Below are 23672 nucleotides of genomic sequence, written 5' to 3'. Positions count from 1 at the left end.
TCAACTCCGAGGCGTTCAGCGCCTTCGGCCAGCACATCCTGTGGTCCGACATGATCGGCAACACGATCGGCCTGATCGCCCTGGCCCTCGGCTGGCGCCGCTCCGTCCTCACCTGGCCCGCCCAGCTGCTCTCCGGCGTCATCCTCGTCGGCGCCTACGCCTCCGCCCACCTCAGCGGCGGCGTCGGCAAGCAGCTCCTGGTCATCGGCGTCGCCCTGTGGGGCTGGCGCCAGTGGAGCCGCGGCCGGCAGCAGGCCCAGGACGGCTCCATCGCCGTCCGCTTCGCCACCTGGAAGGAGCGCGGCCTGCTCCTCGGCGGCGCGGTCCTCGGCACCCTCGCCGTCGGCGGCCTCTTCACCCTCTACCCGTCGCTCTCCTGGAGCCCGTGGGCCGACGCGTACATCTTCGTCGGCACCCTCGTCGCGATGGTCGCCCAGGCCCGCGGCCTGGTCGAGTTCTGGTTCGCCTGGCTCCTCGTCGACCTGGTCGGCGTCCCGCTCGCCTTCAACAGCGGCCTCGCCTTCTCCGGCCTCGTCTACGTCGTCTACTTCGCCCTCGTCATCTGGGGGATGCGCGACTGGTGGCTCCGGTCCCGCACCGCCCCCGCCCTGGAAGGAGCCCACGCATGAGCGCGCCGTCTCCCTGGGACCCCGCCGGCCTCGCCCTCGACCCCGTCGAGCAGGCCGTCCGCGACATCGCCGCGGGCCGCCCCGTCGTCGTCGTGGACGACGCCGACCGCGAGAACGAGGGCGACCTGGTCATCGCCGCCGAGAAGGCCACCCCCGAGATCGTCGCCTTCATGATGAGCGAGTGCCGCGGCCTGATCTGCGCCCCCATGGAGGGCGAGGAACTGGAGCGCCTCGACCTGCCGCAGATGGTCGACCACAACACCGAGTCCATGCGGACGGCCTTCACGGTCTCCGTCGACGCGAGCGCCGCCCACGGCGTCACCACCGGCATCTCCGCCGCCGACCGCGCCACCACCCTGCGGATGCTGGCGAGCGGCGTCCACGAGCCCGGCGACTTCGTCCGCCCCGGCCACGTCTTCCCGCTCCGCGCCAAGCCCGGCGGCGTGCTGGCCCGCGACGGGCACACCGAGGCCGCCGTCGACCTCGCCCGGCTCGCCGGACTGCGCCCGGCCGGCGCGATCGTCGAGATCGCCGGCGAGGACGGCGTGATGCTCCGGCTGCCCGAGCTGATCCCCTTCGCCCGCAAGCACGGCCTGACGATCATCTCCATCGAGGACCTGATCGCCTACCGCCGCTCCGCCGAGCCCACCGTCCGCCGCGAGGCCGAGGTCAGCCTCCCCACCGCGCACGGCGAGTTCACCGCGTACGGCTACCGCTCCACCGTCGACGGCGTCGAGCACGTCGCCCTCGTCCACGGCGAGCTCGGCGACGGCGAGGAGGTCCTGGTCCGGGTCCACTCCGAGTGCCTGACCGGCGACGTCTTCCACTCGCTGCGCTGCGACTGCGGGCCCCAGCTGCACGCCTCCATGGACCGGATCACCGAGGCCGGCCGAGGCGTCGTCGTCTATCTGCGCGGCCACGAGGGCCGAGGCATCGGCCTGCTGTCCAAGCTGCGCGCCTACGAGCTCCAGGAGCGCGGCCGCGACACCCTCGACGCCAACCTGGAGCTCGGGCTGCCCGCCGACGCCCGCGACTACGCGGCCGGCGCGCGGATCCTCGCCGACCTCGGCGTCCGCAGCCTGCGGCTGATGACCAACAACCCCGACAAGGTCGACGCCCTCACCCGGCACGGCCTCGGCGTCGTGGGCCGCGAGCCCATGCCCGTCCAGGCGGGCGAGCACAACCTCGGCTACCTGCGCACCAAGCGCGACCGGATGGGCCACGACCTGCCCTGGCTGGACGGCTCCCCGGCCTCCACCTGCGACAACCAGTAATCCCGCACGTACCACCGGCACCAGGCAAGGAGACACATGAGCGGCAAGGGCGCACCCGTCCTCAGCGTGAAGAACTGCGGCGACCTCCGCGTCGCCGTCATCGCGGCGCAGTGGCACGAGAAGATCATGGACGGCCTCGTCGACGGCGCCCTGCGGGCCCTGAACGACCTCGGCATCGAGGAGCCCACCCTGCTCCGCGTCCCCGGCAGCTTCGAGCTCCCGGTCGTGGCGAAGGTACTCGCCGGTCGCGGTTACGATGCCATCGTGGCGCTCGGCGTCGTCATCCGCGGCGGAACGCCGCACTTCGAGTACGTGTGCCAGGGCGTCACCCACGGCCTCACCCAGGTCTCGATCGACACCGGCGTACCCGTCGGATTCGGCGTCCTCACCGTCGACGACGAGGAGCAGGCCCTGGACCGGGCCGGTCTTGAGGGATCCTCCGAGGACAAGGGCCACGAGGCCGTCGTCGCCGCCGTCGCCACCGCGACCACGCTGCGCACGGTCAGCGAACCCTGGCGCTGAGTGGTGCCCGCCCACCACGTACCCTAAGGACATCATGGCGAACAAAACTTTCGAAGAGCTCTTCGCGGAGCTCACGCTCAAGGCCGAGACCGGCGACCCGGCGACCTCCCGCACCGCGGAACTGGTCGGCAAGGGCGTCCATGCCATCGGCAAGAAGGTCGTCGAGGAGGCCGCCGAGGTCTGGATGGCCGCCGAGTACGAGGGCAAGGAAGCCGCCGCCGAGGAGATCTCGCAGCTGCTGTACCACGTCCAGGTGATGATGGTCGCCCGAGGGATCTCGCTCGACGACGTCTACTCCCATCTCTGAGCGCGGCGCCCCGCCCCCGAGCGGGACGTCCCGCCGAGCACTTCCGAGCACGTGAGCACCGAAACACTCCCTTACACCTGAGGCAAAGGAAGCCCGTCCCATGCTGCGCATCGCCGTCCCCAACAAGGGTTCCCTCTCCGGACCTGCGATGGCAATGCTCCATGAGGCGGGCTACCGGCAGCGCAAGGAGTCCAAGGAGCTCGTCGTCGTCGACCCGGAGAACGAGGTGGAGTTCTTCTACCTCCGCCCCAAGGACATCGCGATCTACGTGGCGTCCGGCCGGCTCGACATCGGCATCACCGGCCGCGACCTGCTGCTCGACTCCGGCGCCAACGCCGAGGAGATCCTGCCGCTCAACTTCGGCCGCTCCACCTTCCGTTACGCCACCCGCCCCGGGACCGCCAACGGCCCCGAGGACTTCGCCGGCATGACGATCGCCACCTCCTACGAGGGCATCGTCGCCAAGCACCTCGCCGAGCAGGGCGTCGACGCCTCCGTCGTGCACCTCGACGGCGCCGTCGAGACGGCCATCCAGCTCGGCGTCGCCCAGATCATCGCGGACGTCGTCGAGACCGGCACCAGCCTGCGCAACGCGGGCCTGGAGGTCATCGGCGAGCCGATCCTCACCTCCGAGGCCACCGTCATCCGCCGCTCCGGCGCCCCCGCCGACGACCCGAAGGTCCAGCAGTTCCTGCGCCGCCTCCAGGGCGTCCTGGTCGCCCGCTCGTACGTGATGATGGACTACGACTGCCGCGCCGAGCACCTGGAGCAGGCCGTCGCCCTCACCCCGGGCCTGGAGTCGCCCACCGTCTCCCCGCTGCACAACGAGGGCTGGGTCGCCGTCCGCGCCATGGTCCCCTCGAAGGAGGCGCAGAAGGTCATGGACGACCTGTACGAGCTCGGTGCCCGCGCCATCCTCACCACGGCCATCCACGCCTGCCGCCTCTGACCCCGACCCGCCGGCGGGCGCCCGACGGGGCGCCCGCAGGAACCGCGCAAGGAACCCGCATGTCCGAGCCCACCGCCGCCGCCCTCCCGGTCACCTTCCGGCCCGCCCGCACCCGGATCGTGCTGTTGACCGTCGGGGTGGCCATGTTCGTCGTGATCACCACCGTCGGGATGATGCTCGACAAGCTCGGGCCGGGGGAGCGGGCCAGCTTCGTCTTCACCGCCGCGCTGTTCCTCGGCGTCCTGGTGCTGCTCAGCCGCCCCAAGGTCGTCGCCGACGACCAGGGCGTCACGGTCGTCAACATCACCCGGACGCGCCGGCTCGCCTGGGCCGAGATCCTCAAGGTCAACCTGCGCCCCGGCGACCCCTGGGTCTTCCTCGACCTGAGCGACGGCACCAGCATGCCGGCGCTCGGCATCCAGCCCGGCATCGCCAAGGAGTCGGCCATCCGCGACGCCCGCGCGCTGCGCGCCCTCGCCGACAGCCACGGCGGCGGCCACGAGGATTCCTGACCCCGGTCCGTCCCCGGTCCGTCCCCCATACGGGGCCGACCCCCTGCCCCCGGCGGCACGGGCGTGACTACTCTTGAGGCGGTGGTGCCACGCGGCACCACCGCCTCGCGCGTGCAGGGCCGCCCGCCGGCGGCCCGCGGGGCAGCCCTTCGACCCGAGGAGTGACTCCCTCCGGCAATGGACGGATCGTCCGGTAGTACCCGCGCCGCCCCCTCACCCGAGGCGGCGGCATGATCGTCTCGCTCCTGCTGCTCGCGGCGGCCTTCCTGCTCATCCTCGCCAACGGCTTCTTCGTGGCCGCCGAATTCGGCCTCGTCACCGTGGAACGCCCCGAGGCCGAACGGGCCGCGGCCGAAGGCGACCGCCGCGCCCGTACCGTCGTCAAGGCGCTGCGCGAGCTGTCCTTCCAGCTCTCCGGCACCCAGCTCGGCATCACCATCACCTCGCTCGTCACCGGCATGCTCGCCGAACCCGCCCTGGCCGGGCTGGTCGACGGGCCGCTCACCGCGACCGGGCTCCCCGCCGGGGCCGTCTCCGGCATCGCCGTGGTCATCGGGATGCTGCTCGCCTCCGCCGTCCAGATGGTCGTCGGCGAGCTCGTCCCCAAGAACTGGGCGGTCTCCCGGCCGCTCCAGGTGGCCCGTTTCGTCGCCGGCCCGCAGCACGTCTTCTCCTCGCTGTTCCGGCCCGTGATCACCCTGCTCAACCGGGTCGCCAACCGGCTCGTCCGGCTCTTCGGCGTGGAGCCCACCGACGAGCTCGACTCGGTCCGCACCCCGGGGGAGCTGGTCTCCCTCGCCCGGCACTCGGCCCTCGCCGGCGCCCTCGAACAGGACACCGCCGACCTCTTCGTCCGCACCCTCACGCTCGGCGGGCTCACCACCGAGCAGGTCATGACCCCGCGGATGAAGATGAGCGCCCTCCAGTCGGACGCCACCGCCGCCGACGTCCTCAACCTGACCCGGGCCACCGGCCTCTCCCGCTTCCCGGTCTACCGCGAGCGGATCGACGAGATCGTCGGCATGGTCCACCTCAAGGACGCCCTCGCCGTCGTCCCGCACGAGCGGCACCGGGTCCCGGTTGGCCGGATCGCCGTCCCCCCGCTGCTCGTCCCCGAGTCGCTGCCCGCCCAGGCCCTCCTGGAGCGGCTGCGGCGCGAGCAGCCGATCGCGGTCGTCGTCGACGAGTACGGCGGCACCGCCGGGATCGTCACCCTGGAGGACATCGTGGAAGAGCTCGTCGGCGAGGTCCGCGACGAGCACGACACCGCCGACGACGAGCGGCCCGAACTGGCCGCCGTCCCCTCCGAGGACGGCCAGCCGGCCTGGGAGGCCGACGGCTCCTGCCGGGTCCACACCCTGCACCGGATAGGCCTCGACGTCCCCGACGGGCCGTACGAGACGGTCGCCGGGCTCGTCGCCGACCTCCTCGGGCGGATCCCCGCCCCGGGCGACCGCGCCGAACTCCCCGGCTGGCGCCTCTCGGTGCGCCAGGTGGACCGCTACCGGGCCGGGCGGGTGCGGATCACGCGCACCGCCGAGACCGCCGGCGCCACGCCGGTGCCGGTCGGCGCGGAGGCGGTCCGATGAGCCTGCTCCCGCTGCTGTTCGCCCTGCTCCTCGTCCTGGCCAACGGCTTCTTCGTGGGCGCCGAGTTCGCCCTCGTCTCCGTCCGCCGCAGCCAGATCGAGCCGCTCGGAGGCGCCCGCGCCCGCCAGGTGCTCTACGGCCTGGAGCACCTGCCGCAGATGATGGCCGCCGCCCAGTTCGGCATCACCGTCTGCTCGCTCACCCTGGGCGCGGTCGCCGAGCCGACCGTGGCCCGGCTGCTCGAACCGGTCTTCCACGCCGTCCGCGTGCCGGAGGGCCTGATCCACCCCCTCGGGTACGTGCTCGCGCTCGCCGCGGTGGTCTTCCTCCACCTGGTGATCGGCGAGATGGTCCCGAAGAACCTGGCCATGGCCGACCCCGAGCGCACCGCGCTCCGGCTGGGCCCCGGCCTGGTGGGCTTCGCCCGGCTCTGCCGTCCGGTCACCAGCGCGCTGGGGGCCTGCGCCCGGCTCGTCCTGAGGGCCTTCCACGTGGAGCCCAAGGACGAGGTGGAGGCGGTGTTCACGCGCGCCCAGCTCGGCCGGCTCGTCGAGGACGCCGGCCAGGCCGGACTGCTCGCCCCGGCGGAGCAGGAGCGCCTGGAGGACGCCCTGGAGCTCGGCACCCGCCCGGTCACGGACGTCCTGATCCCCTCGGCCGCCCTGGTCACCGTCTCCCCGTCGGTGACCCCGCGCGAGATCGAGGAGCTCACCGTCCGCACCGGCTACTCCCGCTTCCCGGTGCGTTCCGAGGGCCGGGCCGCCTTCATGGGCTTCGTGCACGTGAAGGACGTCCTCGACCTGGAGGACCGGGAGCGGGCCGTCCCGCAGCAGGCGTGGCGCCCGATGGGCACGCTGCGGGCCGAACTCCCGCTGGACGACGCCCTCACCGTGATGCGCCGGGCCGCCACGCACCTGGCGCAGGTCGCCGACGCGTCCGGGCGGGTGCTGGGGCTGGTCGCCCTGGAGGACGTCCTGGAGATGCTGGTCGGCGAGGTCCGCGACCCGGCGCACCGGATGCCGGCGGCGCCGCTGCACCCGAGGGCGACGCAGGTCCTGGCGAGCTGAGCCGGGGAGCCTCCGGGGGAGCCGCCCCGGAGGCTCCCGGGGCCCCGCCCCGGGGAAACCCCCGTAGGGGCTGCCCCGGGTCGGGCCCCGCTACAGCCCCGGCGGCTCCTGCGGGCCGCGGTCCACCGGGCCGCGGCCCGACAGGACCTCCCCGTACGCCTGCATCAGGTCCGGCAGCCGCAGGGTGGCCAGGTCCTCGCGGGTCGGGGTGGTCGCGTACCCGGAGAGCCGCAGGTCCCGGTAGGCGCAGGACTTCTCGTACAGGGTGCGCAGGAAGCGTCCGTTGCCGAGCTCGTCGATCCAGCCCTGCTCGACGACGTGCGCGCTGATCGAGCGCAGCTCGTCGAGGGACTCGTCGTCCCAGCCGTCGCCGTTCGAGGCGGCCAGCACCTCGCCGATCGAGGTCAGCTCCAGCGGGCGGTACGAGGGGAAGTCGACCCGGGTGGTGAACCGCGAGGAGAGACCCGGGTTCGCGGCCAGCAGCCGGTCCATCCCCTCCGGGTAGCCGGCCAGGATCACCACCAGGTGGTCGCGGTTGTCCTCGGCGCGCTTGAGCAGCACCTGGAGGGCCTCGTCCCCGTAGGCGTCGCCCTTGCTGTAGCCGGAGTTGGAGAGCGAGTAGGCCTCGTCGACGAAGAGCACCCCGCCGACCGCCGAGTCGATCAGCTCGTTGGCCTTGACCGCGGTCTGGCCCAGGAACTCGCCGACCAGGTCGGCCCGCTGGGCCTCCACCAGGTGGTCGCCGCCGAGCAGGCCGAGCGCGTAGAAGACCCGGCCGAGGATCCGGGCGACCGTGGTCTTCCCGGTGCCGGAGGGGCCGGAGAAGACGAAGTGACGTTTCGGGGGCTGCACCGGCAGCCCCTGCCCGGCTCGCAGCCGAGCCATCTCCAGCTGCGCCGACAGCGCCTTGACCTGCCGCTTCACCGGCTCCATCCCCACCATCCGCTCCAGCTCCGACAGGGCCTCGGCGAGCAGCGCCGGGTCGGTGGGGCTGGCGGGGAAGCGGGGCGGCACCGGCTGTGGCGGGACCACCGCCTTCTGCCGGACGAACTCCGGCGGCTCCGGGGGAGCGGGCGGCACGGGCGGCGCGGCGGGCGGCACGGCGCCGGGCTTGAGCAGCAGGGCGTCCCCGCCCAGGGGCTCCGGATCGCCCGGCACGGTGTCCATGGCGTCCCGCGCGTCCTGGCCGAAGCCGCCGAGTGCGACGGGGGCGAGCCCGGCCGGGTCGTCCGGGCCCTCGAAGCCGTCGTACTCGGCGATGGCCGCGAGCCGCGCGGCGGTGTCCATGAACGCGGGGTCGATCCGGTGCACCGCGCGGTACAGCGGCATGGCGGCGGCGGTCCGCCCGGTGCCCTCGTGCGCCCGGGCCAGCCAGTAGCGCAGCTCCTTGCGCTGCGGCTGCTCGCTGCGGCAGCGCATCAGCGCCGTCGCGAGCAGCGGCTCGGCCTGCCCGTACATCTCCATCCGCACCCGGGCCATGCCGCCGAAGAGCCCGGCCTCGATGCCGAGCAGCGGATCGTCCACCAGCGGCTCGGTGTGCCGGACGAGCTGCTCCCAGTCCTTGACCAGGTACGAGCGGCAGGCGTGCAGGAAGCGGACCTGCGGGTCGGCGTCGACCGGCGGCAGTCCGGCGAGCGCCCGGTCGAGCTCCGGCACATGCCGGCCGTCGAGCCAGTGCGAGGCGTGCGCGAGCAGCAGGTCGCGCGGGCTCTCCAGGACCGGCTGCACCCACCAGCCCAGCCAGTACCAGGAGTTCAGGGTCCGGCGGTGCCGGGCCCGCTGCTCGCCGAACCGCTCGCGGTTGCGGTACATCCGCAGCAGGGCGGTGGTGGTGTCCACCCGCAGCGCGTGCAGGCCGAGCCAGCCGTCGGCCATGCCGGGATCGATGCGCACCGCCGTCCGGAACTCCTCCTCGGCCTGCGGATAGGCGCCCATCGTGTAGGCGTCCACACCGCGCAGCCAGGCGAGCTCGGCGGGGGCGTGCGCGCCCTGTGTGCCGATGTCCATCGGGTCCCCCACAACCGTCATCACGTGGACGGGAATTGACCGCACCGAGGGGCATCGTACCTGCGCAGGGGGTGCCTGATGAGGGAGAAGGAGTCGATCCACCGGGATCCGGCGTGATCCGACGACCGCTCACGAGTGGTGACCCACGGTGAGGGCAAGGGCAGAACGAAGCCCCCGGTCACGGGGGAACAACCGGGGGCTTCGCGTCTGCGGCGACTTCGGAAAGCCGCACATTCAGAACGTAAGACCTTTACGCCCCTTGGGTCAAGCGGAGTTGGGGCACTTGCGGAAGCGGACTTCCGCCCACTCAGTTCGCAGCACGGGAAGCGTCACGGTGGGTGACGGTCTGGTGCGGACTCGCTGTCACAGAGGGCCCTGGGAGCCACTCGTAACCCTCCTCGCGCTCCCGCACCAGGGTGTCGGCGAAGGGCCGCGAGGGGTCCTCGGTGAAATGGCGAGTCTCCGCCACGGTCCAGCCGTCCCAGAAGGAGGAGAGCTCCGGACCGTCCCGGCGGCGCCCCCGCGCCCAGGAGTCCTCGGGACCGCGCTCCATCCACAACAGCCGTGCCAGGAAGGGTCGCAGGGCCCGCCTCCCGGCCCCCACGCCCTCCACCAGCACCACCGGTTCCGGCGCCAGCGGGCGGGCCGGGCCGAAGGCGCGCAGGGTCCAGTCGTACGGGCGGTAGCGCGCGGTCCCGCCCCGGGAGAGCGGCCCGACCACCTCGGCGAGCATCCGGCCGGTCCACGCGAAGAGCTCCTCGTGGGTGGCGAGGTCGTCGAGGTGGAGCACGGGCGCGCCGCCCAGCGCCCCGGAGAGCCGGGCGGCCAGCGTGGACTTGCCGGAACCGGCGTGCCCGTCGACGGCGACGAGCCGCACCGGCCCGCAGGAGGGCGGCAGCGCGCGGAGCGCGGCGGCGGCGCGGTCGAGGTCGGTCATGGCCCCCAGGGTAGGCGAGCGCGCAGGTCAGCGCGGGGCCGGGCGCCAGTGGCCCAGACCAATATTGCTCGGGCGGCGCGCGTCGAATGGCTGGCAGAAGGAGCCGGGGAGCCGGGATAGTGGGCGCGCGGCGCCACGCACCGCGCCCGCTCGCCCAGCTCTCGACCGGGGGTCCCGCCATGCCAGCAACGCCCGACGCCGCCTGCTCCTCTCCGGGCGCGACACCGCGCCGCACCGTCCTCGCCGCCGCGCTGGTGGCGGCCGCGGGCTCGGCAGTGGCGGGCGCCGCGCCGGCCGCGGCCGAGCCGGCCGGGGGTCCCGCGGGGTGCGCCGACGGCTGCGCGCCCGAGACCGCGACCGCCCCCGAGACCGCGGCCCGGCCCCCGGCGCCCGGGCTCGTCGACAACCGCTTCTGGAGCACGTACACCGACTGGCGCTGCGGCACCTCGGCCGGCACCCGGGCGGTCTCCGGGCAGCGCCCGGCGCTGGTGATCGGCACCCCGGCGGGCCGCACCGACTACGCCGACCCGCACACCGGGCGGACCGGCACCTGGGAGTACGCGAGCTGGACCTCGCCGGTGCACACCTCCGGCGTGCCCGCGACGGAGGTCATCGCCTCCTGGAACGCCGACACCCCGGCCGGCACCTGGCTCCAGGTCGAGCTGCGCGGCACCTACGGGGACGGGACCGGGACCCCCTGGTTCGTGATGGGCCGCTGGGCCTCGGGTGACGGCGACATCCGGCGCACCTCCGTCGACGGCCAGACCGACGGCAAGGCGTCCGTGTGGACCGACACCCTCGCGGTCGACGACCCGGCGAGCGGCCTCCGGCTGGCCTCGTACCGCCTGCGTCTCACCCTCTACCGGACCCCCGGCACCACCCTCACCCCGACGGTCCGCCGCCTCGGCGCGATGGCCTCGGACATCCCGGACCGCTTCACCGTCCCGGCCTCCGCGCCGGGCCGGTCCGGGGAGCTGACCGTGCCGCGCTACTCGCAGAACGTCCACGTGGGCCAGTACCCCGAGTACGACAACGGGGGCGAGGCCTGGTGCAGCCCGACCTCCTCGCAGATGATCGTGGAGTACTGGGGCCACGGGCCCACCCCCGAGGAACTGGCCTGGGTGAACCCGGCCTTCGCCGACCCCCAGGTCTGCCACGCCGCCCGCTCCACCTACGACTACCAGTACGAGGGCTGCGGCAACTGGCCCTTCAACGCCGCCTACGCCGCGAGCTACCGCGGCATGAACGCGGTGGTGACCCGGCTGCGCTCGCTCACCGAACTGGAGACGCTGGTCCACGCGGGCATCCCGGCCATCACGTCCCAGTCCTTCCGCGAGGAGGAACTGACCGGCGCCGGCTACGGCACCTCGGGCCACCTGATGACGGTGATCGGCTTCACGCCGACGGGCGACGTCATCGCCAACGACCCGGCCTCCCCGGACAACCCGGCCGTCCGCCGCGTCTACAAGCGCCGCGAATGGGAGGACATCTGGCTCCGCACCAAGCGCTACGACGCCAACGGCAAGGTCAGGGGCGGTACCGGCGGGGTCTGCTACGTCTTCTGGCCGGACCACACGACGCCGGCCCAGCGCCGCGCGCTGCGGGGTGTCGGGCTGCTCTGATCCCGGGTACTGCCCCGCCGCCGCCCCGGGCCCTGCCCCCGCTCCCGCCCCGCCCCCCAGCCCCGTTGCCGGATCGTGATCCCGTGGGCCGCTGTTGTCCAGAAAGCCTGTACGAACGCGCCGCGTTGCGATCTACCGTTCGGTAGCAAGGGGGGCGGGGGTCGGCGTGTGACCCGTGCTCCGGGACATCCGGCGGTTCGGGGGGCTCTTTCGATGACTGTCCAGCGTGTGGTCCGCAGACGGGCGGGGGTGACCGTCGCCCTGGCCGTGGTGCTCACCCTGACCGGGATCAGCGCGCCCGGGCAACTGCGCGGCGCCGCCGCGTCGGTGCCGGACGCGGGGTCGGCCGTCACCGGGCCCGAGGGGCCGGAGGGCGTCTCCTTCAACCCGAACCAGATCAAGGACGTCAAGGCCGCGGACCCCGGCTCCGGGGTCAACCTCATCGAGGCGCCGACGGCGAACAACAACGGCGACGCGCGGCTCTCGTACCCGCTGGAGGTGCCGAAGGGGCGCGCCGGCCTGGAGCCGGCCCTGGCCGTCACCTACAACTCCTCCGGCTCCAACGGGTGGCTCGGCGTCGGGTGGGACCTCGCCACCCCGACGATCTCCGTCGACACGCGCTGGGGCGTGCCGCGCTACGACGCGGCGCTGGAGACCGAGACGTACCTCCTCGACGGCGAGCAGCTGACCCCGGTGGCGCACCGGGGCGAGCCGAAGGCCCGTACGGCGGAGAAGGTGTTCCACCTCCGGGTCGAGGGCCGCTTCGAGCGGATCGTCCGGCACGGCGACGCCCCGGCGAACTACTGGTGGGAGGTCACCGACAAGCAGGGCGTCCGCACGGTCTACGGCGGCACCGCCGACAGCACGCTGGCCGACGGCAAGGGCCGCGTCGCCACCTGGGCGGCGCGGGAGATCCGCGACGGCCACGACAACGTCATGCGCTACCGGTACACCAAGGTGGCCGACGGCGGCACGGCGAACGCGACGGTGCCGGGCAGCGAGCTGTACCCGAAGAAGATCACCTACACCGGCCGAGGCGACACCGACGGCCGGTACGCGGTGACCTTCGTGCGCGACCGCGAGCGCGGCGAGCCCCGCCGGGCGGACGTGCGGATCGACGCCAAGTACGGCTTCAAGCGGGTCACCGCCGACCTGCTGCGGCGCGTCGAGGTCACCCTGGACGACCGGCCGGTCCGCGCCTACGAGCTGAACTACCGGACCGGGGCCTTCGCCAAGACGCTGCTCGCCTCGGTGTCGCAGTTCGGCGAGGACGGCCGGCTCTTCAACACCCACACCTTCGACTACTTCGACGACGTGCGCGACGCCTCGGGCGGCTACGACGCCTTCGCCGCCGCCGCGGGCTGGTCGGTGCCGGACGACGGCCTCGGCGTGGACATCCGCGAGGGCGAGGCCAGCGCGATCTCCGCGAACACCTCGGCCGGCTTCGGGGCCCACCTGTTCGCCGGCTACAACCTCCAGGGGCTCACCACCAAGGAGGGCTCCGTCGGGCTGAAGGTCGGCTTCAACGCGGGCCAGTCCGAGGGGCTGTCGGCGCTGACCGACGTGAACGGCGACAACCTGCCGGACAAGGTCTTCCGCAAGAACGGCGAGGTCTTCTACCGGCCCAACCTCGCCGCACCGGGCGGCCCGGCCAAGTTCGGCGACACCCCCGTCAAGCTCACCGGCCTCCCGGGGATCTCGACCGAGCGCTCGCTGTCCGGCACCATCGGCGTCGAGTCGTACGTCCTGACTACCTCGGCCCAGCTCGACTTCGTCGGCACCACGACCACCTCCGACCGCTTCTTCGGCGACGTCAACGGCGACGGCATCACCGACCTGGTCAACAACGGCGGCGTGCTGTTCGGCTACCTCGACGACAAGGGGCAGCCCGCCTACAGCGCCGACTCCGGCCGCACCCCGGTGCCGGTCGGCGGCGGCGCGGTGACCGGCCAGATCGTCGGCGACCAGACCGCGCAGTTCAACCAGCAGGTGGACAACTCGCCGCTGCTGGACACCGTGCGCCGCTGGGTCGCCCCGTACGACGGCAGCGTCCGGGTGGACGGCACCGTCCAGCTGACCCAGGACCCCTCCGCCGCGCGCGCCGCCTACACCAAGGCCGACGGCGTACGGGTCACCGTCCAGCACAAGGACGCCGAGCTGTGGGCGCAGCGGATCGGCCCCGACGACCACACCCTCTTCACCCCGGGCAACGTGGCCTCGGTCCCGGTGAAGAAGGGCGACGCGCTCTACTTCCGCACCCAGTCGATCCTGGACGGCGCGTACGACACCGTGGCCTGGGACCCGGTGATCACGTACACCGACCTGCCGGCCGGCACGGACGCGAACGGCCTGGCGAACACCGTCTTCCGCGCGTCGAGCGACTTCACCTACGGCGGCCGGCCGTCGCTGGTGACGGTGCCGGTCTCCGGCACGCTGCGGCTCACCGGTGACGTGGTCAAGTCCAAGGCGACCTCGGACGACGTGACCGTCGTGATCGAGAAGGGCAACGGCGTCCACGCCCCCACGGAGGTGTACCGCAAGGTCCTGCCCGCCGCCTCGACCGGCACCACCGCGATCGATCTCAGCATCCCGGTCGGCCAGTTCGAGAAGATGTCCTGGAAGCTGAAGACCGACTCCCCGATCGACGCCTCGGCCGTGAACTGGACGCCGAAGGCCCACTACACGGCCGCGCCCGGGGTCGAGAAGCTCGTCGACGACAAGGGCGAGCCGACGCTGGTCATCAGCCCCCCGTACGACCTGAGCCTGTTCCCCTCGGACACCCTCAGCACGCCGCAGCAGTCCTTCAAGGCCACCAAGACGGGCCAGTTGAAGATCCGGCCCAAGCTGTCCTTCAACTTCAACCTCTTCGGTGACGCCAAGATCGCGTTCACCGTGAAGAAGCGCGGCGGGCAGCTGCTCGGCAAGCGGGTCTTCCAGGTCAAGGACACCGGCCCGTTCGGCGGGCCCAACCTGGACCTCACCGTGCCGGTCACCGCCGGCGACGAGCTCTACGTCGACTACTCCACGGCCGAGACCGCGCTGCTCGGCCTGCTCCTCGAACAGTCCGCGTCGGTCACCTACGACGTGACGTCGGGCTGGCCGACCCTCACCCCGGCGCCCAGCGCCATGCACGGCGCCGTCGGGCAGGGCGCCTTCGCCCAGCCCTACCGGGGCTGGGGCGTCATCGGCTACCAGGGCAACCGCGAGCGCGCCACCCAGCCGCTCAAGCAGGCCGAACTCACCCTGGACCAGAGCTTCAAGGACGCGCTGCCCAAGGAACCGAAGGAGGCGGACGTCGCGCCGTTCGCCGCGAACCCCCGGCTGTCGATGCCGAGGCTCGCGGTGTTCGCGCCGGTCCCCGCCAAGGGCGGCTGGGCCGCCCAGGACCAGTCGTCCTGGATCACCGCGGCGATGGCGACCAGCTCCCGCCTCGGCGCCGACACCATCGACGTCGTCACCGACGCCGACGTGGCGGGCGACCGGACGGTGATGCGCCGGGGCGTCACCGGTCAGGTGTCGGCGACCCTCGCGGCGGGCCCCTTCGGCGGCACCGTCGTCGGCGGGATCACCGCGGGCTCGGTCGACTACCTCGACCTCAACGGCGACGGCTACCCCGACGTCGTCGGCGCCAAAGAGATCCAGTACTCCGACATGAACGGCGCCCTCGGCGCCACCCGGGGCACCCTCGGCGGCAACGTGCGCGAGTCGGACAACGTCTCCGGCAACGTGTCGCTGTCGGCGGGCAGCGAGACCGCGACCGTCGCCAGCGCCCTCGGCATGGCCGCGCCCGAAGCGGGCACCAGCGCCAACACCGCCTCCACCGGCGCCGTCCAGCCCTCGCTCGGCATCGGCGGCAGCCTCGGCGGCGGCGAGTCCGACGCCCGCGTCGACCTGCTCGACATCAACGGCGACGGGCTGCCGGACAAGGTCTACGCGAGCGGCGACGTCCAGCTGAACCTGGGCTACTCCTTCGCGGCCCGCGAACCCTGGCCCGCCGGCCCCCTCAACGACGCCTCCACCCGCAACGTGGGCGTCAACCTCGGCTTCAACGTGGACCGTTACGGCTTCGCGGGCGGCCTCTCCGCCGAGCTCGGGACCTCGTACACCAACGCGAGCATGGCGGACGTCAACGGCGACGGGCTCACCGACCGGGTGTTCACCGACGGGGCCAACCCGATCAAGGTCGCCTTCAACACCGGCACCGGCTTCACCGCGCCCACCCCCTTCCGGGGCGGCTTCCGCGAGATCGCCGTGGACAAGAACGCCACCCTCGGCGGGGGCGTCTACTTCACCGTCGGCCTGCCCACCCCCGTCGGCGTCTTCGTCTTCAACCCCGGCGCCAACGTCTCCACCGGGATCAGCCGGGCCGAGACCTCCCTGCGCGACGTCAACGGCGACGGTCTGGCCGACCACGTGCGCTCCACCCGCGACGACGAGCTCCTGGTCGCCGCCAACCGCACCGGGCGCACCAACCTGCTGCGCTCGGTCTCGCGCCCGATGGGCGCCCGCATCGACCTGGACTACACCCGGACCGGCAACACCGCCGCGATGCCGGAGAGCCACTGGGTGCTGTCCCGCACCTCGGTGTTCGACGGGCTGACCGGTGACGGCGCCGACACGCGGGTGACCGGCTTCCGCTACGAGCAGGGCCGCTACGACCGGCTGGAGCGGGAGTTCCTCGGCTTCGGGCGCGTGGTGACCGAGGACCGCGACCCCTCGGCGGGCGACGCCGTCCGCCGCACGGTGACCGACGAGTACCGCACCGACGGCTACGTGGGCCGAGGCCTGCTGACCCGCTCGCTGACCGAGGACGGCGCGGGCCGCCCGTACCGGGAGACCCTGAACACGTACCGGCTGCTCGACACCGCCACGGACGCGGAGGCCGACCCGAGGAGCCGGACCGCGACGGTCTTCCCGCAGCTCGTCCGCGTGGAGGAACGGTACTTCGAGGGCGGCTCCGGCGCCGGGAAGTCGACCTCCACCGAGCTCTCCTACGACGCGTACGGCAACGTCGTCCGCGTCGTCGACAGGGGCGACGAGGGCACCGCCGACGACCTGGAGACCGTCTACGGCTACACGGGCGCGGACCCGGTGTGCCGCGACCGCCACCTCGTGGGCGTCGCCGACACGATCCGGCAGCGGGCGGCGGCCACCGGCGCGCCGCTGCGCCGTCGCGAGTCGGCCGTCGACTGCGCGACCGGCGAGGTGCGCCAGACCCGCGAGTACCTCGACGACGACACGGCGGCCGTCACCGACCTCGCGTACCACCCGGACGGGAACCTGAAGTCGGTGACCGGCCCGGCGAACGCCCGGGGGCAGCGCTACACGCTGGAGTACGGCTACGACACCACCGTCGGCGTCCACGTCGAGTCCGTCGAGGACAGCTTCGGCTACCGCTCGACCACGGCCTTCAACCTCAAGTACGGGCTGCCCGAGCGGAACACCGACCAGAACGGCCAGCCGCTCCGCATGACGTACGACAGCGTGGGCCGGCTCGACACGGTGACGGGGCCCTACGAGAAGGACGGCGACCGGGCCACGATCGCCTTCGGCTACCACCCCGAGGCGACCGTCCCGTACGCCACGACCAGGCACCTGGACCGCGCCGCCGCGGGGGTGCGCGACGACACCATCGACACCGTCACCTTCAGCGACGGCCTCAAGCGCGTCCTGCAGACCAAGAAGGACGCCTCGGTGTCCGCCGCGCCGGGGGCGGCCCCCGCGCAGGTGATGACGGTCTCCGGCCGGCTGACCTTCGACCACCTCGGCCGCGCGGTGGAGCGGTACTACCCGGTGACCGAGCCGAAGGGGGCGGCGAACACCGCGTTCAACGCCTCCTTCGACACCGTGGCGCCGACCAGGGAGACCTTCGACGTCCTGGACCGCTCGGTCAGGACCGTGCAGCCGGACGGCGTCACCACCGGCACCCGCTACGGCTTCGGCGAGGACCGGTCGGGCACGGCCCGCTTCGAGCGCACGCTGACCGACGGCAACGGCAAGGAGCGCCGCACCTACACCGACGTCTGGGGCGCCGTCACCTCGGTCAAGGAGTTCAACGGCGCCGCGGTGATCTGGACCGGCTACGCCTACGACCCGATGGGCCAGGTCACGACGGTCACCGACGACAAGGGCAACGTCACGCGCGCCGGCTACGACGGCCTGGGCCGCCGGGTCTCGTTCGAGAGCCCGGACGCGGGGCGCTCGGAGACCCGCTACGACCTCGCCGGGAACGTCACCTCGAAGACCACCGCGAAGCTGCGCGCGGCGGGCGGGGCGGTCGAGTACGACTACGACTACTCGCGGCTGAAGGCCGTGCGCTACCCGACCTTCCCGGCGAACGACGTGTCCTACGTGTACGGGGCGCCCGGCGCGCCGGACAACGCGGCCTCGCGCATCACCGAGGTCCACGACGCGGCCGGCACGGTCAAGCGCGCCTACGGGGCGCTGGGCGAGGTGGTGAAGGAGACCCGCACGATCACCGCGGTCCGCGACGCCCCGCGCACCTACACCACGGCCTGGCGCTACGACGCCTTCAACCGCGTGCTGGAGATGACCTATCCGGACGGAGAGGTCCTCACCTACGCCTACGACTCGGGCGGGCAGGTGGCCCGCGCCACCGGGGCCAAGAGCGGCACGCCCTACACGTACGTGGACCGGCTCGACTACGACAAGTTCGGCCAGAAGATCCTCCAGCAGGCCGGCAACGGGGTGCGCACCACGTACACCTACGACGCCGAGGACCGGCGGCTCGCGGCGCTGAAGTCCGCGTCGCCGGACGGGACCGCGTTCCAGGACCTGGGCTACGGCTACGACAAGATCGGCAACGTCACCTCGCTGGTGAACGACGCCCCGAAGGGCGGGGAGATCGGCGGCCCGAGCACCCAGACCTACGGGTACGACGACCAGTACCGGCTCACCTCGGCGTCGGGCCGCTACACGGACAAGAACGACGCGGTCAACACGTACACCCTGGCCCTGGGGTACGACTCGCTGCACAACACCACGAGCAAGACGCAGACCCACGAGGTCACCGGCGGCACCCCGGCCTTCCCGCCCGGTGGCGGCGGCGGGACCGGCCCGACCAGCCCGATCGGCCCGATCGAACCGGTCGAGGACCCGACCAACCCGGCCGACGTCCAGGACCGGACCACCTACTCCTACGCCTACACCTACGACAGCGGCCCGGGTGCCCGGCCGCACGCCCCGAGCAGGGTCGGCCCGGTCACCCACGCGTACGACGCCGACGGCAACCTCACCGGCACGGTCAACACGGCCGCCGCGAACAAGCGCCGGCAGTACGTGTGGGACGAGGAGAGCCGCCTGGTCTGCACCCAGGACACGGCGACCGGCACGCTCACGCAGGACCCGAACGGCTGCGCGGCCGCCACCGTCTCCTACGTCTACGACGACAAGGGCGACCGGGTCGTCAAGCGGAGCGACGACGGTCTCTCGCTCTACCCGAACCGCTACTTCAGCGAGCGCGACGCCACCGGCTACAAGCACGTCTTCGTGGGCGACGCCCGCGTGACCACCAAGGAAGTGGCGGCCAGCGGGCCCGAGGACACCCGGCAGTTCTTCCACGCCGACCACATCGGCTCCTCCGGCTATGTGACCGACGCGCGGGGCAAGGTCGTCGAGCACCTGGAGTACTTCCCGTACGGCGAGACCTGGGTGGAGGAGCGGACCGGGCAGACGGACACGCCGTACCAGTTCACCGGCAAGGAGCTCGACGCGGAGACCGGGCTCTACTACTACGGGGCCCGCTACTACAACCCGCGGACCCAGCTGTGGGCGAGCGCGGACCCGGCGCTGCCGGACTACCTGGACGGCGACATGGCGGGCGGCATCGCCGAGCCCCGCAACCTGGCCGCCTACACCTACGCCCACGGCAACCCGGTCAAGCTGACCGACCCGACCGGCAAGTGGCCGAGGATGCCGTCGTGGAAGACGATCGGCCACACCACGCTGGACGTCGTCGGCATGGTCCCGGTCGTCGGCGAGGCGGCGGACCTGGCGAACGCGGGCTGGTACGCGGCGGAGGGCGACGGCCTCAACGCCGGCCTCTCCCTGGCCTCGGCGATCCCGGGCGCGGGGTACGCGGCGAACGCGGCGAAGTACGGCAACAAGGCGATCGACATGGCCCAGGCGGCCAAGAACGCCAACAACGCGGCCGACGCGTCGAAGGCGGCCAAGGCGGCCGACACCCCACCCGTGCCCAAGGCGGCGGACAGCCCGCCGGCCCCGAAGCCGGCGGACAGCGGGACCGGGACGGGGGCGGGCGGCTGCGGCGGCACGGGCAACAGCTTCACCCCGGACACCGAGGTCGCGATGGCCGACGGCACCCGGAAGCCGATAGCCCGGGTACGCGTCGGCGACGAGGTCACCGCCACCGACCCGACGACGGGCGAGACCGGTCCGCGCACGGTCACGGCCCTGATCACGGGCGAGGGCGAGAAGCACCTGGTGGAACTCACGGTCACCACCGCCACCGCCCCCGCCGGCAAGCTCGTCGCCACGGACAACCACCCCTTCTGGGCCCCGGCCGAGGGCAAGTGGCTGTACGCCAAGGAACTCCTCCCCGGCACCCTCCTCCAGACCGGCAACGGCACATACGCCCAGGTGACGGCGGTCCGCGCGTGGACGCAGCGGCAGCGGGTGCACAACCTGACGGTCGAGGATCTGCATACGTATTACGTGGTGGCGGGGGCTGCTTCGGTCCTCGTTCATAACTGTGGCGATGCTCTGTACGATCGCTCTCGTGAGCTCTACGCGACGCGAGCCGACGAGGCGTCGACCGTCGCGGTGGCCAATGTGCAGAACGTGAACACGGGCCGAGTCGAGACGTGGGTCGCAACGGAGCGCACGGGTCTGCCCAATGAGTGGAAGGGTGGCAATGCGCCGCTTAGCGGCGAACGCTACATCTCCGGGAAAGGCCACGCTGAAGCGACCATCATGAATGGCCTGGGTAGCGACTGGCGAATCACCGGAATGGCGTCATCGACGAGGATGTGCCCGGCGTGCCTCGACCAGGCGACAGGAATGGGTCTGACGCCGAGTAATATCGGCAAGGGCGGCGGAGTCTCAAGTACAGGAAATACTCCATGGCGAGTAGTTCTAGGGGATGGCAACTAATGGATGTGTGGAGTCTGGCCGGAGGATTGGCTCTCGCCAGGATGCGCCCTGTACTGGAGCTCGCCGACGCTACAGCCTTGTCGGAGATCGATAGCATCGTCACAGGTTGCATCGGGCAGTCCATTCCTGGAGGCGTAGAGAAGATCGCTGCGTTGCGGGCCTGGCGTAAAGAGATCGGTCCCCTGGAGGACTCGTCCAGCTCTGCCTATTTTCAGTCGACGGCTGCTGGAGTGGCAATTCTTGTGGCATCGCGGGACCTTGCCGATGACGATCGAAAATGGAGAATCGAGGCAAGTGTCGGAAATTTCTGGGACTCCTGTGATGAGGTGCTGCAAGCCGGTGGCGGATATTCCAGGGAGGAGATTCGGGGGCTCAGGACTACTCTTCGAGGAATCGAGGATATGTGGCGCGAGGGGGATATTCGCCTCTTGTCCGGCACGGGTGTAGACGTGGCGGTGGTATATGCGGAGCGCCTTGCTCGGATCCACTCCGGTTATCCGAAGCGTCGTGAGGTCGCGCGAGTCGTGGCCGAGTGTGCCCAGTGGAACGTTCCGGAGGTGTCCCCGTGACTGCATCCGTGACGAGAGGCAGCTCCTCGACTATGTAGAGGCAAGACCTCAGGCGTTCGGGGGGGGATGGGAGGGTCGGCGGACCCCCGTGGGGGTGACCGACGTCTCTACCCCCGGGCGCCGTCCGCTGGCATGGTGGGCCGCATGAGTGCGACCTCCCATGCCGGCGCCCGCGTGCGTACCGGCGGCCCCAGAGAAGACGGCCCCAAGATCCTTGAGCACCTGCTCGGGTGGACCCTCGTGGTCGTGCTCGCCGTGTTCGTCACCCAGGCCGGGCTGATGTGAAGCGGCCCAGGCCGACCGCCACCCCCAGCGCCCCCAGCGCCACCCCCGCCGGGTAGCCGCCCAGCCACGTCGCCGCCACCGACAGCGCCGCCAGCGCGGCGGTGAGCCGGGTCGTCCGGGCCGGGGTCGGCGGCCGCAGCCACAGCAGGGCGCCCGCCGCCAGCAGGACGAGGCCCGTGCCCGCGCCCGTGAGCCCGGTCAGGCCCAGCGACGCCAGCGCGGCCGGCGGGGACGGCTGGACGAGCAGCAGACCGCCGCCGCAGACCACCAGCGGCAGCACCAGCCGGAGCGGCGCCGCGGTGCCTCGCATGGCCGCCCTCCCTCCCGTACGCGGGTGAGCTCGGGAGCGTAGGCACGGACCGTGGGGGAGTCAATGTCCATGACGGTCCATGACGGTCCACGGCCGCGTGCGCCCGCCCCCGCCCCGGGGTATCACTCCACCGCGACGCGCCACGCCCGCTCCCCGCGCGCCCCCGCCCCGACAGGGGCAGCATCGGCAGTGAGTGAGCGACGGACGCGCTACCGCGTCGCGACGACGAGGGAGGAGAGTGACCGCCCGTGGAACGACGGCTGCCCACCGACGAGGCCCGCGAGCTCCTCGCCCTGGTAGGGGAGATCGCCGCGCGGGAGATCGCGCCCCGCGCCGCCGAGGAGGAGGCGGCCGGCCGCTTCCCGCGCGAGCTGTTCTCGCTGCTCTCCGCCTCGGGCCTGCTCGGCCTCCCGTACGACTCCGCGTACGGCGGCGGCGACCAGCCCTACACCGTCTACCTCCAGGTCCTGGAGGAGCTCGCCGCCGCCCGGCTCACCGTGGCCCTCGGCGTGAGCGTGCACAGCCTGGCCTGCCACGCCCTCGCCGCCTTCGGCACCGACGACCAGCGCGCCGCCGAGCTGCCCGCGATGCTCGGCGGCGGCCTCCTCGGCGCCTACTGCCTCTCCGAACCCGCCTCCGGCTCCGACGCCGCCTCCCTGCGCACCCGCGCCGTCCGGGACGGGGACGACTGGGTGCTCGACGGCACCAAGGCCTGGATCACCCACGGCGGGATCGCCGACTTCTACACCGTCCTCGCCCGCACCGGCGCCCCCGGCCCCAAGGGCATCACCGCCTTCCTGGTCCCGGGCGACGCGCCCGGCCTGAGCGCCGCCGCGCCCGAGCGCAAGATGGGGATGAAGGGCTCGCCCACGGCCCAGGTCCACCTCGACGGCGTCCGGGTCCCCGGCACCCGCCGGATCGGCGCGGAGGGCCAGGGCTTCGCGATCGCGCTGGCCGCGCTCGACTCCGGCCGGCTCGGCATCGCCGCCTGCGCGGTGGGCGTGGCCCAGGCCGCGCTGGACGCCGCCGTGGCGTACGCCCGCGAGCGGCGCCAGTTCGGCCGCCCCGTCGCCGACTTCCAGGGGCTGCGCTTCCTGCTCGCGGACATGGCGACCCAGGTCGAGGCGGGCCGCGCCCTCTACCTGGAGGCGGCCCGGCTGCGCGACGAGGGCCGGCCGTTCGCGCAGCGGGCGGCGATGGCCAAACTGTTCTGTTCCGACGCGGCGATGCGGGTCACGACCGACGCGGTCCAGGTCCTCGGCGGCTACGGCTACACGGCCGACTTCCCCGTCGAGCGGCTGATGCGCGAGGCGAAGGCGCTCCAGATCGTCGAGGGTACCAACCAGGTCCAGCGCATGGTCATCGCGCGTCATCTCGCCGGACCAGAGTCCCGCTGACCCGGACCGTGCGGCCGGCCCAGACCGGGCCCGCGGCCAGCCGGGTCCACTCCTGGTCGCGGTGGCCGGGCAGGGCCCTGCCCTGGCTCGCCCAGAGGTCGAGCATCGCCCGGTAGATGGGCGGGTCGGCGAGCTCCGGCGCGGGCGGCGGTGCCGGCGACGGTAGCGCGGGGAGCATCTGAGGAACCGATTCTTCAGGGCGGGGCTCGGACTGGCGGTGCCGGCCGTATCCGCTGGGTGCCGTATACAGCGTGGTCATGCCCGGACCAACGGCCCCGCCGTACCGCCGGTCACCGGCGCGCGCCGTCGAGCGGGAGTTCGAGGCGTCCCCGGAGCCGCCCGCGCCCGGCCCTCGGGGAGGCGGCGATCCCCGCCCGCGCCCGGCCCCCGGGAAGGCGGCGATTCCCGGCCCCCGCCCGCCCCCGCCGAGCCCAGCCCAGCCCAAAAGTGGCCGCGAGCCCCGCCCCCCCCACGCCGCCGTCGCCCCGCCCCCGCGCGCCGCCGTCGCCCCGCCCCCACCCCGTATCCGCGCTGCACGCCCCTGTTCCGGACCGCGCTTTCTGA

General features: G+C 72.8%; 17 protein-coding genes. 13 read left to right on the top strand and 4 right to left on the bottom strand.

Translation table 11 applies throughout. The features are described from left to right. Positions 1-50 precede the first annotated feature (50 nt). The 8 genes from ACZ6J5_RS30295 to ACZ6J5_RS30260 all read left to right on the top strand — a co-directional run bounded on the left by ACZ6J5_RS30295 (position 51) and on the right by ACZ6J5_RS30260 (position 6849). Entirely contained in the window at positions 51-629 is a 579-nt protein-coding gene (locus ACZ6J5_RS30295) for a nicotinamide mononucleotide transporter family protein (protein ID WP_469396898.1), read from the top strand. Further along, positions 626-1903 carry a bifunctional 3,4-dihydroxy-2-butanone-4-phosphate synthase/GTP cyclohydrolase II gene (locus ACZ6J5_RS30290; protein WP_469396789.1) on the top strand — a complete coding sequence of 426 codons (1278 nt, stop codon included), beginning with the start codon at positions 626-628 and terminating at the stop codon, positions 1901-1903. Before ACZ6J5_RS30295 ends, ACZ6J5_RS30290 begins: the two co-directional genes overlap by 4 nt. A 36-nt stretch (positions 1904-1939) precedes the next feature. Beyond that, the gene (gene ribH, locus ACZ6J5_RS30285) at positions 1940-2425 is read left to right on the top strand and encodes a 6,7-dimethyl-8-ribityllumazine synthase (protein ID WP_469396787.1); all 486 of its coding nucleotides are present in this window, start codon (positions 1940-1942) and stop codon (positions 2423-2425) included. A 34-nt stretch (positions 2426-2459) separates the two neighbouring features. Continuing rightward, positions 2460-2732, top strand: coding sequence for a phosphoribosyl-ATP diphosphatase (locus tag ACZ6J5_RS30280; RefSeq protein WP_469396785.1), 273 nt, complete (start codon positions 2460-2462; stop codon positions 2730-2732). A gap of 100 nt (positions 2733-2832) precedes the next feature. Next, positions 2833-3681, top strand: a complete 849-nt coding sequence (hisG, locus tag ACZ6J5_RS30275) for an ATP phosphoribosyltransferase (RefSeq protein WP_469396783.1) — start codon at positions 2833-2835, stop codon at positions 3679-3681. Positions 3682-3740: 59 nt separating this feature from the next. Beyond that, positions 3741-4193 (top strand): PH domain-containing protein, encoded by a 453-nt coding sequence (locus tag ACZ6J5_RS30270; protein ID WP_469396781.1) that lies wholly within the window; start codon positions 3741-3743, stop codon positions 4191-4193. Positions 4194-4423: 230 nt separating this feature from the next. After that, positions 4424-5782: a hemolysin family protein gene (locus ACZ6J5_RS30265; RefSeq protein ID WP_469396779.1), complete on the top strand. Its 1359-nt coding sequence runs from the start codon at positions 4424-4426 to the stop codon at positions 5780-5782. Beyond that, positions 5779-6849 (top strand): hemolysin family protein, encoded by a 1071-nt coding sequence (locus ACZ6J5_RS30260; RefSeq protein WP_469396778.1) that lies wholly within the window; start codon positions 5779-5781, stop codon positions 6847-6849. Before ACZ6J5_RS30265 ends, ACZ6J5_RS30260 begins: the two co-directional genes overlap by 4 nt. Before the next feature lie 90 nt (positions 6850-6939). Here ACZ6J5_RS30260 and ACZ6J5_RS30255 read toward each other — a convergent pair whose 3' ends face one another. Both ACZ6J5_RS30255 and ACZ6J5_RS30250 read right to left on the bottom strand, forming a co-directional pair. Beyond that, positions 6940-8856, bottom strand: a complete 1917-nt coding sequence (locus ACZ6J5_RS30255) for an AAA family ATPase (RefSeq protein WP_469396896.1) — start codon at positions 8854-8856, stop codon at positions 6940-6942. A gap of 307 nt (positions 8857-9163) precedes the next feature. Beyond that, positions 9164-9793, bottom strand: a complete 630-nt coding sequence (locus tag ACZ6J5_RS30250) for a uridine kinase family protein (RefSeq protein WP_469396776.1) — start codon at positions 9791-9793, stop codon at positions 9164-9166. Between the two features lie 179 nt (positions 9794-9972). Between ACZ6J5_RS30250 and ACZ6J5_RS30245 the strand changes: the two genes are divergently transcribed. The 4 genes from ACZ6J5_RS30245 (at position 9973) to ACZ6J5_RS30230 (ending at position 21401) form a co-directional block, all read left to right on the top strand. Beyond that, a complete protein-coding gene (locus tag ACZ6J5_RS30245) occupies positions 9973-11415 on the top strand; it encodes a peptidase C39 family protein (protein WP_469396774.1) in 1443 nt (480 codons plus the stop codon). Positions 11416-11628: 213 nt separating this feature from the next. Next, complete coding sequence (locus ACZ6J5_RS30240; protein ID WP_469396773.1) at positions 11629-20547, top strand: SpvB/TcaC N-terminal domain-containing protein; 8919 nt, start codon at positions 11629-11631, stop codon at positions 20545-20547. 77 nt (positions 20548-20624) lie between these two features. After that, positions 20625-21116, top strand: a complete 492-nt coding sequence (locus tag ACZ6J5_RS30235) for a hypothetical protein (RefSeq protein ID WP_469396772.1) — start codon at positions 20625-20627, stop codon at positions 21114-21116. A 144-nt stretch (positions 21117-21260) separates the two neighbouring features. Continuing rightward, positions 21261-21401: an SCO1431 family membrane protein gene (locus tag ACZ6J5_RS30230; protein WP_469396770.1), complete on the top strand. Its 141-nt coding sequence runs from the start codon at positions 21261-21263 to the stop codon at positions 21399-21401. On the opposite strand, the gene ACZ6J5_RS30225 is transcribed toward ACZ6J5_RS30230, so the two are convergent. Then, on the bottom strand, positions 21379-21711 hold the full coding sequence (locus ACZ6J5_RS30225) for a DUF6114 domain-containing protein (protein ID WP_469396768.1): 333 nt from the start codon (positions 21709-21711) through the stop codon (positions 21379-21381). The two genes, ACZ6J5_RS30230 and ACZ6J5_RS30225, sit on opposite strands and share 23 nt — an antisense overlap. Positions 21712-21959: 248 nt before the next feature. On the opposite strand from ACZ6J5_RS30225, the gene ACZ6J5_RS30220 reads away from it, so the two are divergent. Further along, positions 21960-23108, top strand: coding sequence for an acyl-CoA dehydrogenase family protein (locus tag ACZ6J5_RS30220; RefSeq protein ID WP_469396766.1), 1149 nt, complete (start codon positions 21960-21962; stop codon positions 23106-23108). Here ACZ6J5_RS30220 and ACZ6J5_RS30215 read toward each other — a convergent pair. Continuing rightward, positions 23071-23286, bottom strand: coding sequence for a hypothetical protein (locus ACZ6J5_RS30215; protein WP_469396765.1), 216 nt, complete (start codon positions 23284-23286; stop codon positions 23071-23073). The two genes, ACZ6J5_RS30220 and ACZ6J5_RS30215, sit on opposite strands and share 38 nt — an antisense overlap. Positions 23287-23672 lie beyond the last annotated feature (386 nt).

The sequence above is a fragment of the Streptomyces sp. NPDC042100 genome (assembly GCF_055582325.1).
Note: the sequence above shows the minus strand (reverse complement) of the source record. Positions and strands in the feature narration are given on the sequence as shown.

What these genes read in the sequence shown, in the direction of transcription:
- ACZ6J5_RS30295 (WP_469396898.1), top strand. Translation starts at nt 51, where the DNA reads ATGATCGGCAACACGATCGGCCTGATCGCCCTGGCCCTCGGCTGGCGC.
- ACZ6J5_RS30290 (WP_469396789.1), top strand. Translation starts at nt 626, where the DNA reads ATGAGCGCGCCGTCTCCCTGGGACCCCGCCGGCCTCGCCCTCGACCCC.
- ribH (WP_469396787.1), top strand. Translation starts at nt 1,940, where the DNA reads ATGAGCGGCAAGGGCGCACCCGTCCTCAGCGTGAAGAACTGCGGCGAC.
- ACZ6J5_RS30280 (WP_469396785.1), top strand. Translation starts at nt 2,460, where the DNA reads ATGGCGAACAAAACTTTCGAAGAGCTCTTCGCGGAGCTCACGCTCAAG.
- hisG (WP_469396783.1), top strand. Translation starts at nt 2,833, where the DNA reads ATGCTGCGCATCGCCGTCCCCAACAAGGGTTCCCTCTCCGGACCTGCG.
- ACZ6J5_RS30270 (WP_469396781.1), top strand. Translation starts at nt 3,741, where the DNA reads ATGTCCGAGCCCACCGCCGCCGCCCTCCCGGTCACCTTCCGGCCCGCC.
- ACZ6J5_RS30265 (WP_469396779.1), top strand. Translation starts at nt 4,424, where the DNA reads ATGATCGTCTCGCTCCTGCTGCTCGCGGCGGCCTTCCTGCTCATCCTC.
- ACZ6J5_RS30260 (WP_469396778.1), top strand. Translation starts at nt 5,779, where the DNA reads ATGAGCCTGCTCCCGCTGCTGTTCGCCCTGCTCCTCGTCCTGGCCAAC.
- ACZ6J5_RS30255 (WP_469396896.1), bottom strand. Translation starts at nt 8,856, where the DNA reads ATGGACATCGGCACACAGGGCGCGCACGCCCCCGCCGAGCTCGCCTGG.
- ACZ6J5_RS30250 (WP_469396776.1), bottom strand. Translation starts at nt 9,793, where the DNA reads ATGACCGACCTCGACCGCGCCGCCGCCGCGCTCCGCGCGCTGCCGCCC.
- ACZ6J5_RS30245 (WP_469396774.1), top strand. Translation starts at nt 9,973, where the DNA reads ATGCCAGCAACGCCCGACGCCGCCTGCTCCTCTCCGGGCGCGACACCG.
- ACZ6J5_RS30240 (WP_469396773.1), top strand. Translation starts at nt 11,629, where the DNA reads ATGACTGTCCAGCGTGTGGTCCGCAGACGGGCGGGGGTGACCGTCGCC.
- ACZ6J5_RS30230 (WP_469396770.1), top strand. Translation starts at nt 21,261, where the DNA reads ATGAGTGCGACCTCCCATGCCGGCGCCCGCGTGCGTACCGGCGGCCCC.
- ACZ6J5_RS30225 (WP_469396768.1), bottom strand. Translation starts at nt 21,711, where the DNA reads ATGCGAGGCACCGCGGCGCCGCTCCGGCTGGTGCTGCCGCTGGTGGTC.
- ACZ6J5_RS30215 (WP_469396765.1), bottom strand. Translation starts at nt 23,286, where the DNA reads ATGCTCCCCGCGCTACCGTCGCCGGCACCGCCGCCCGCGCCGGAGCTC.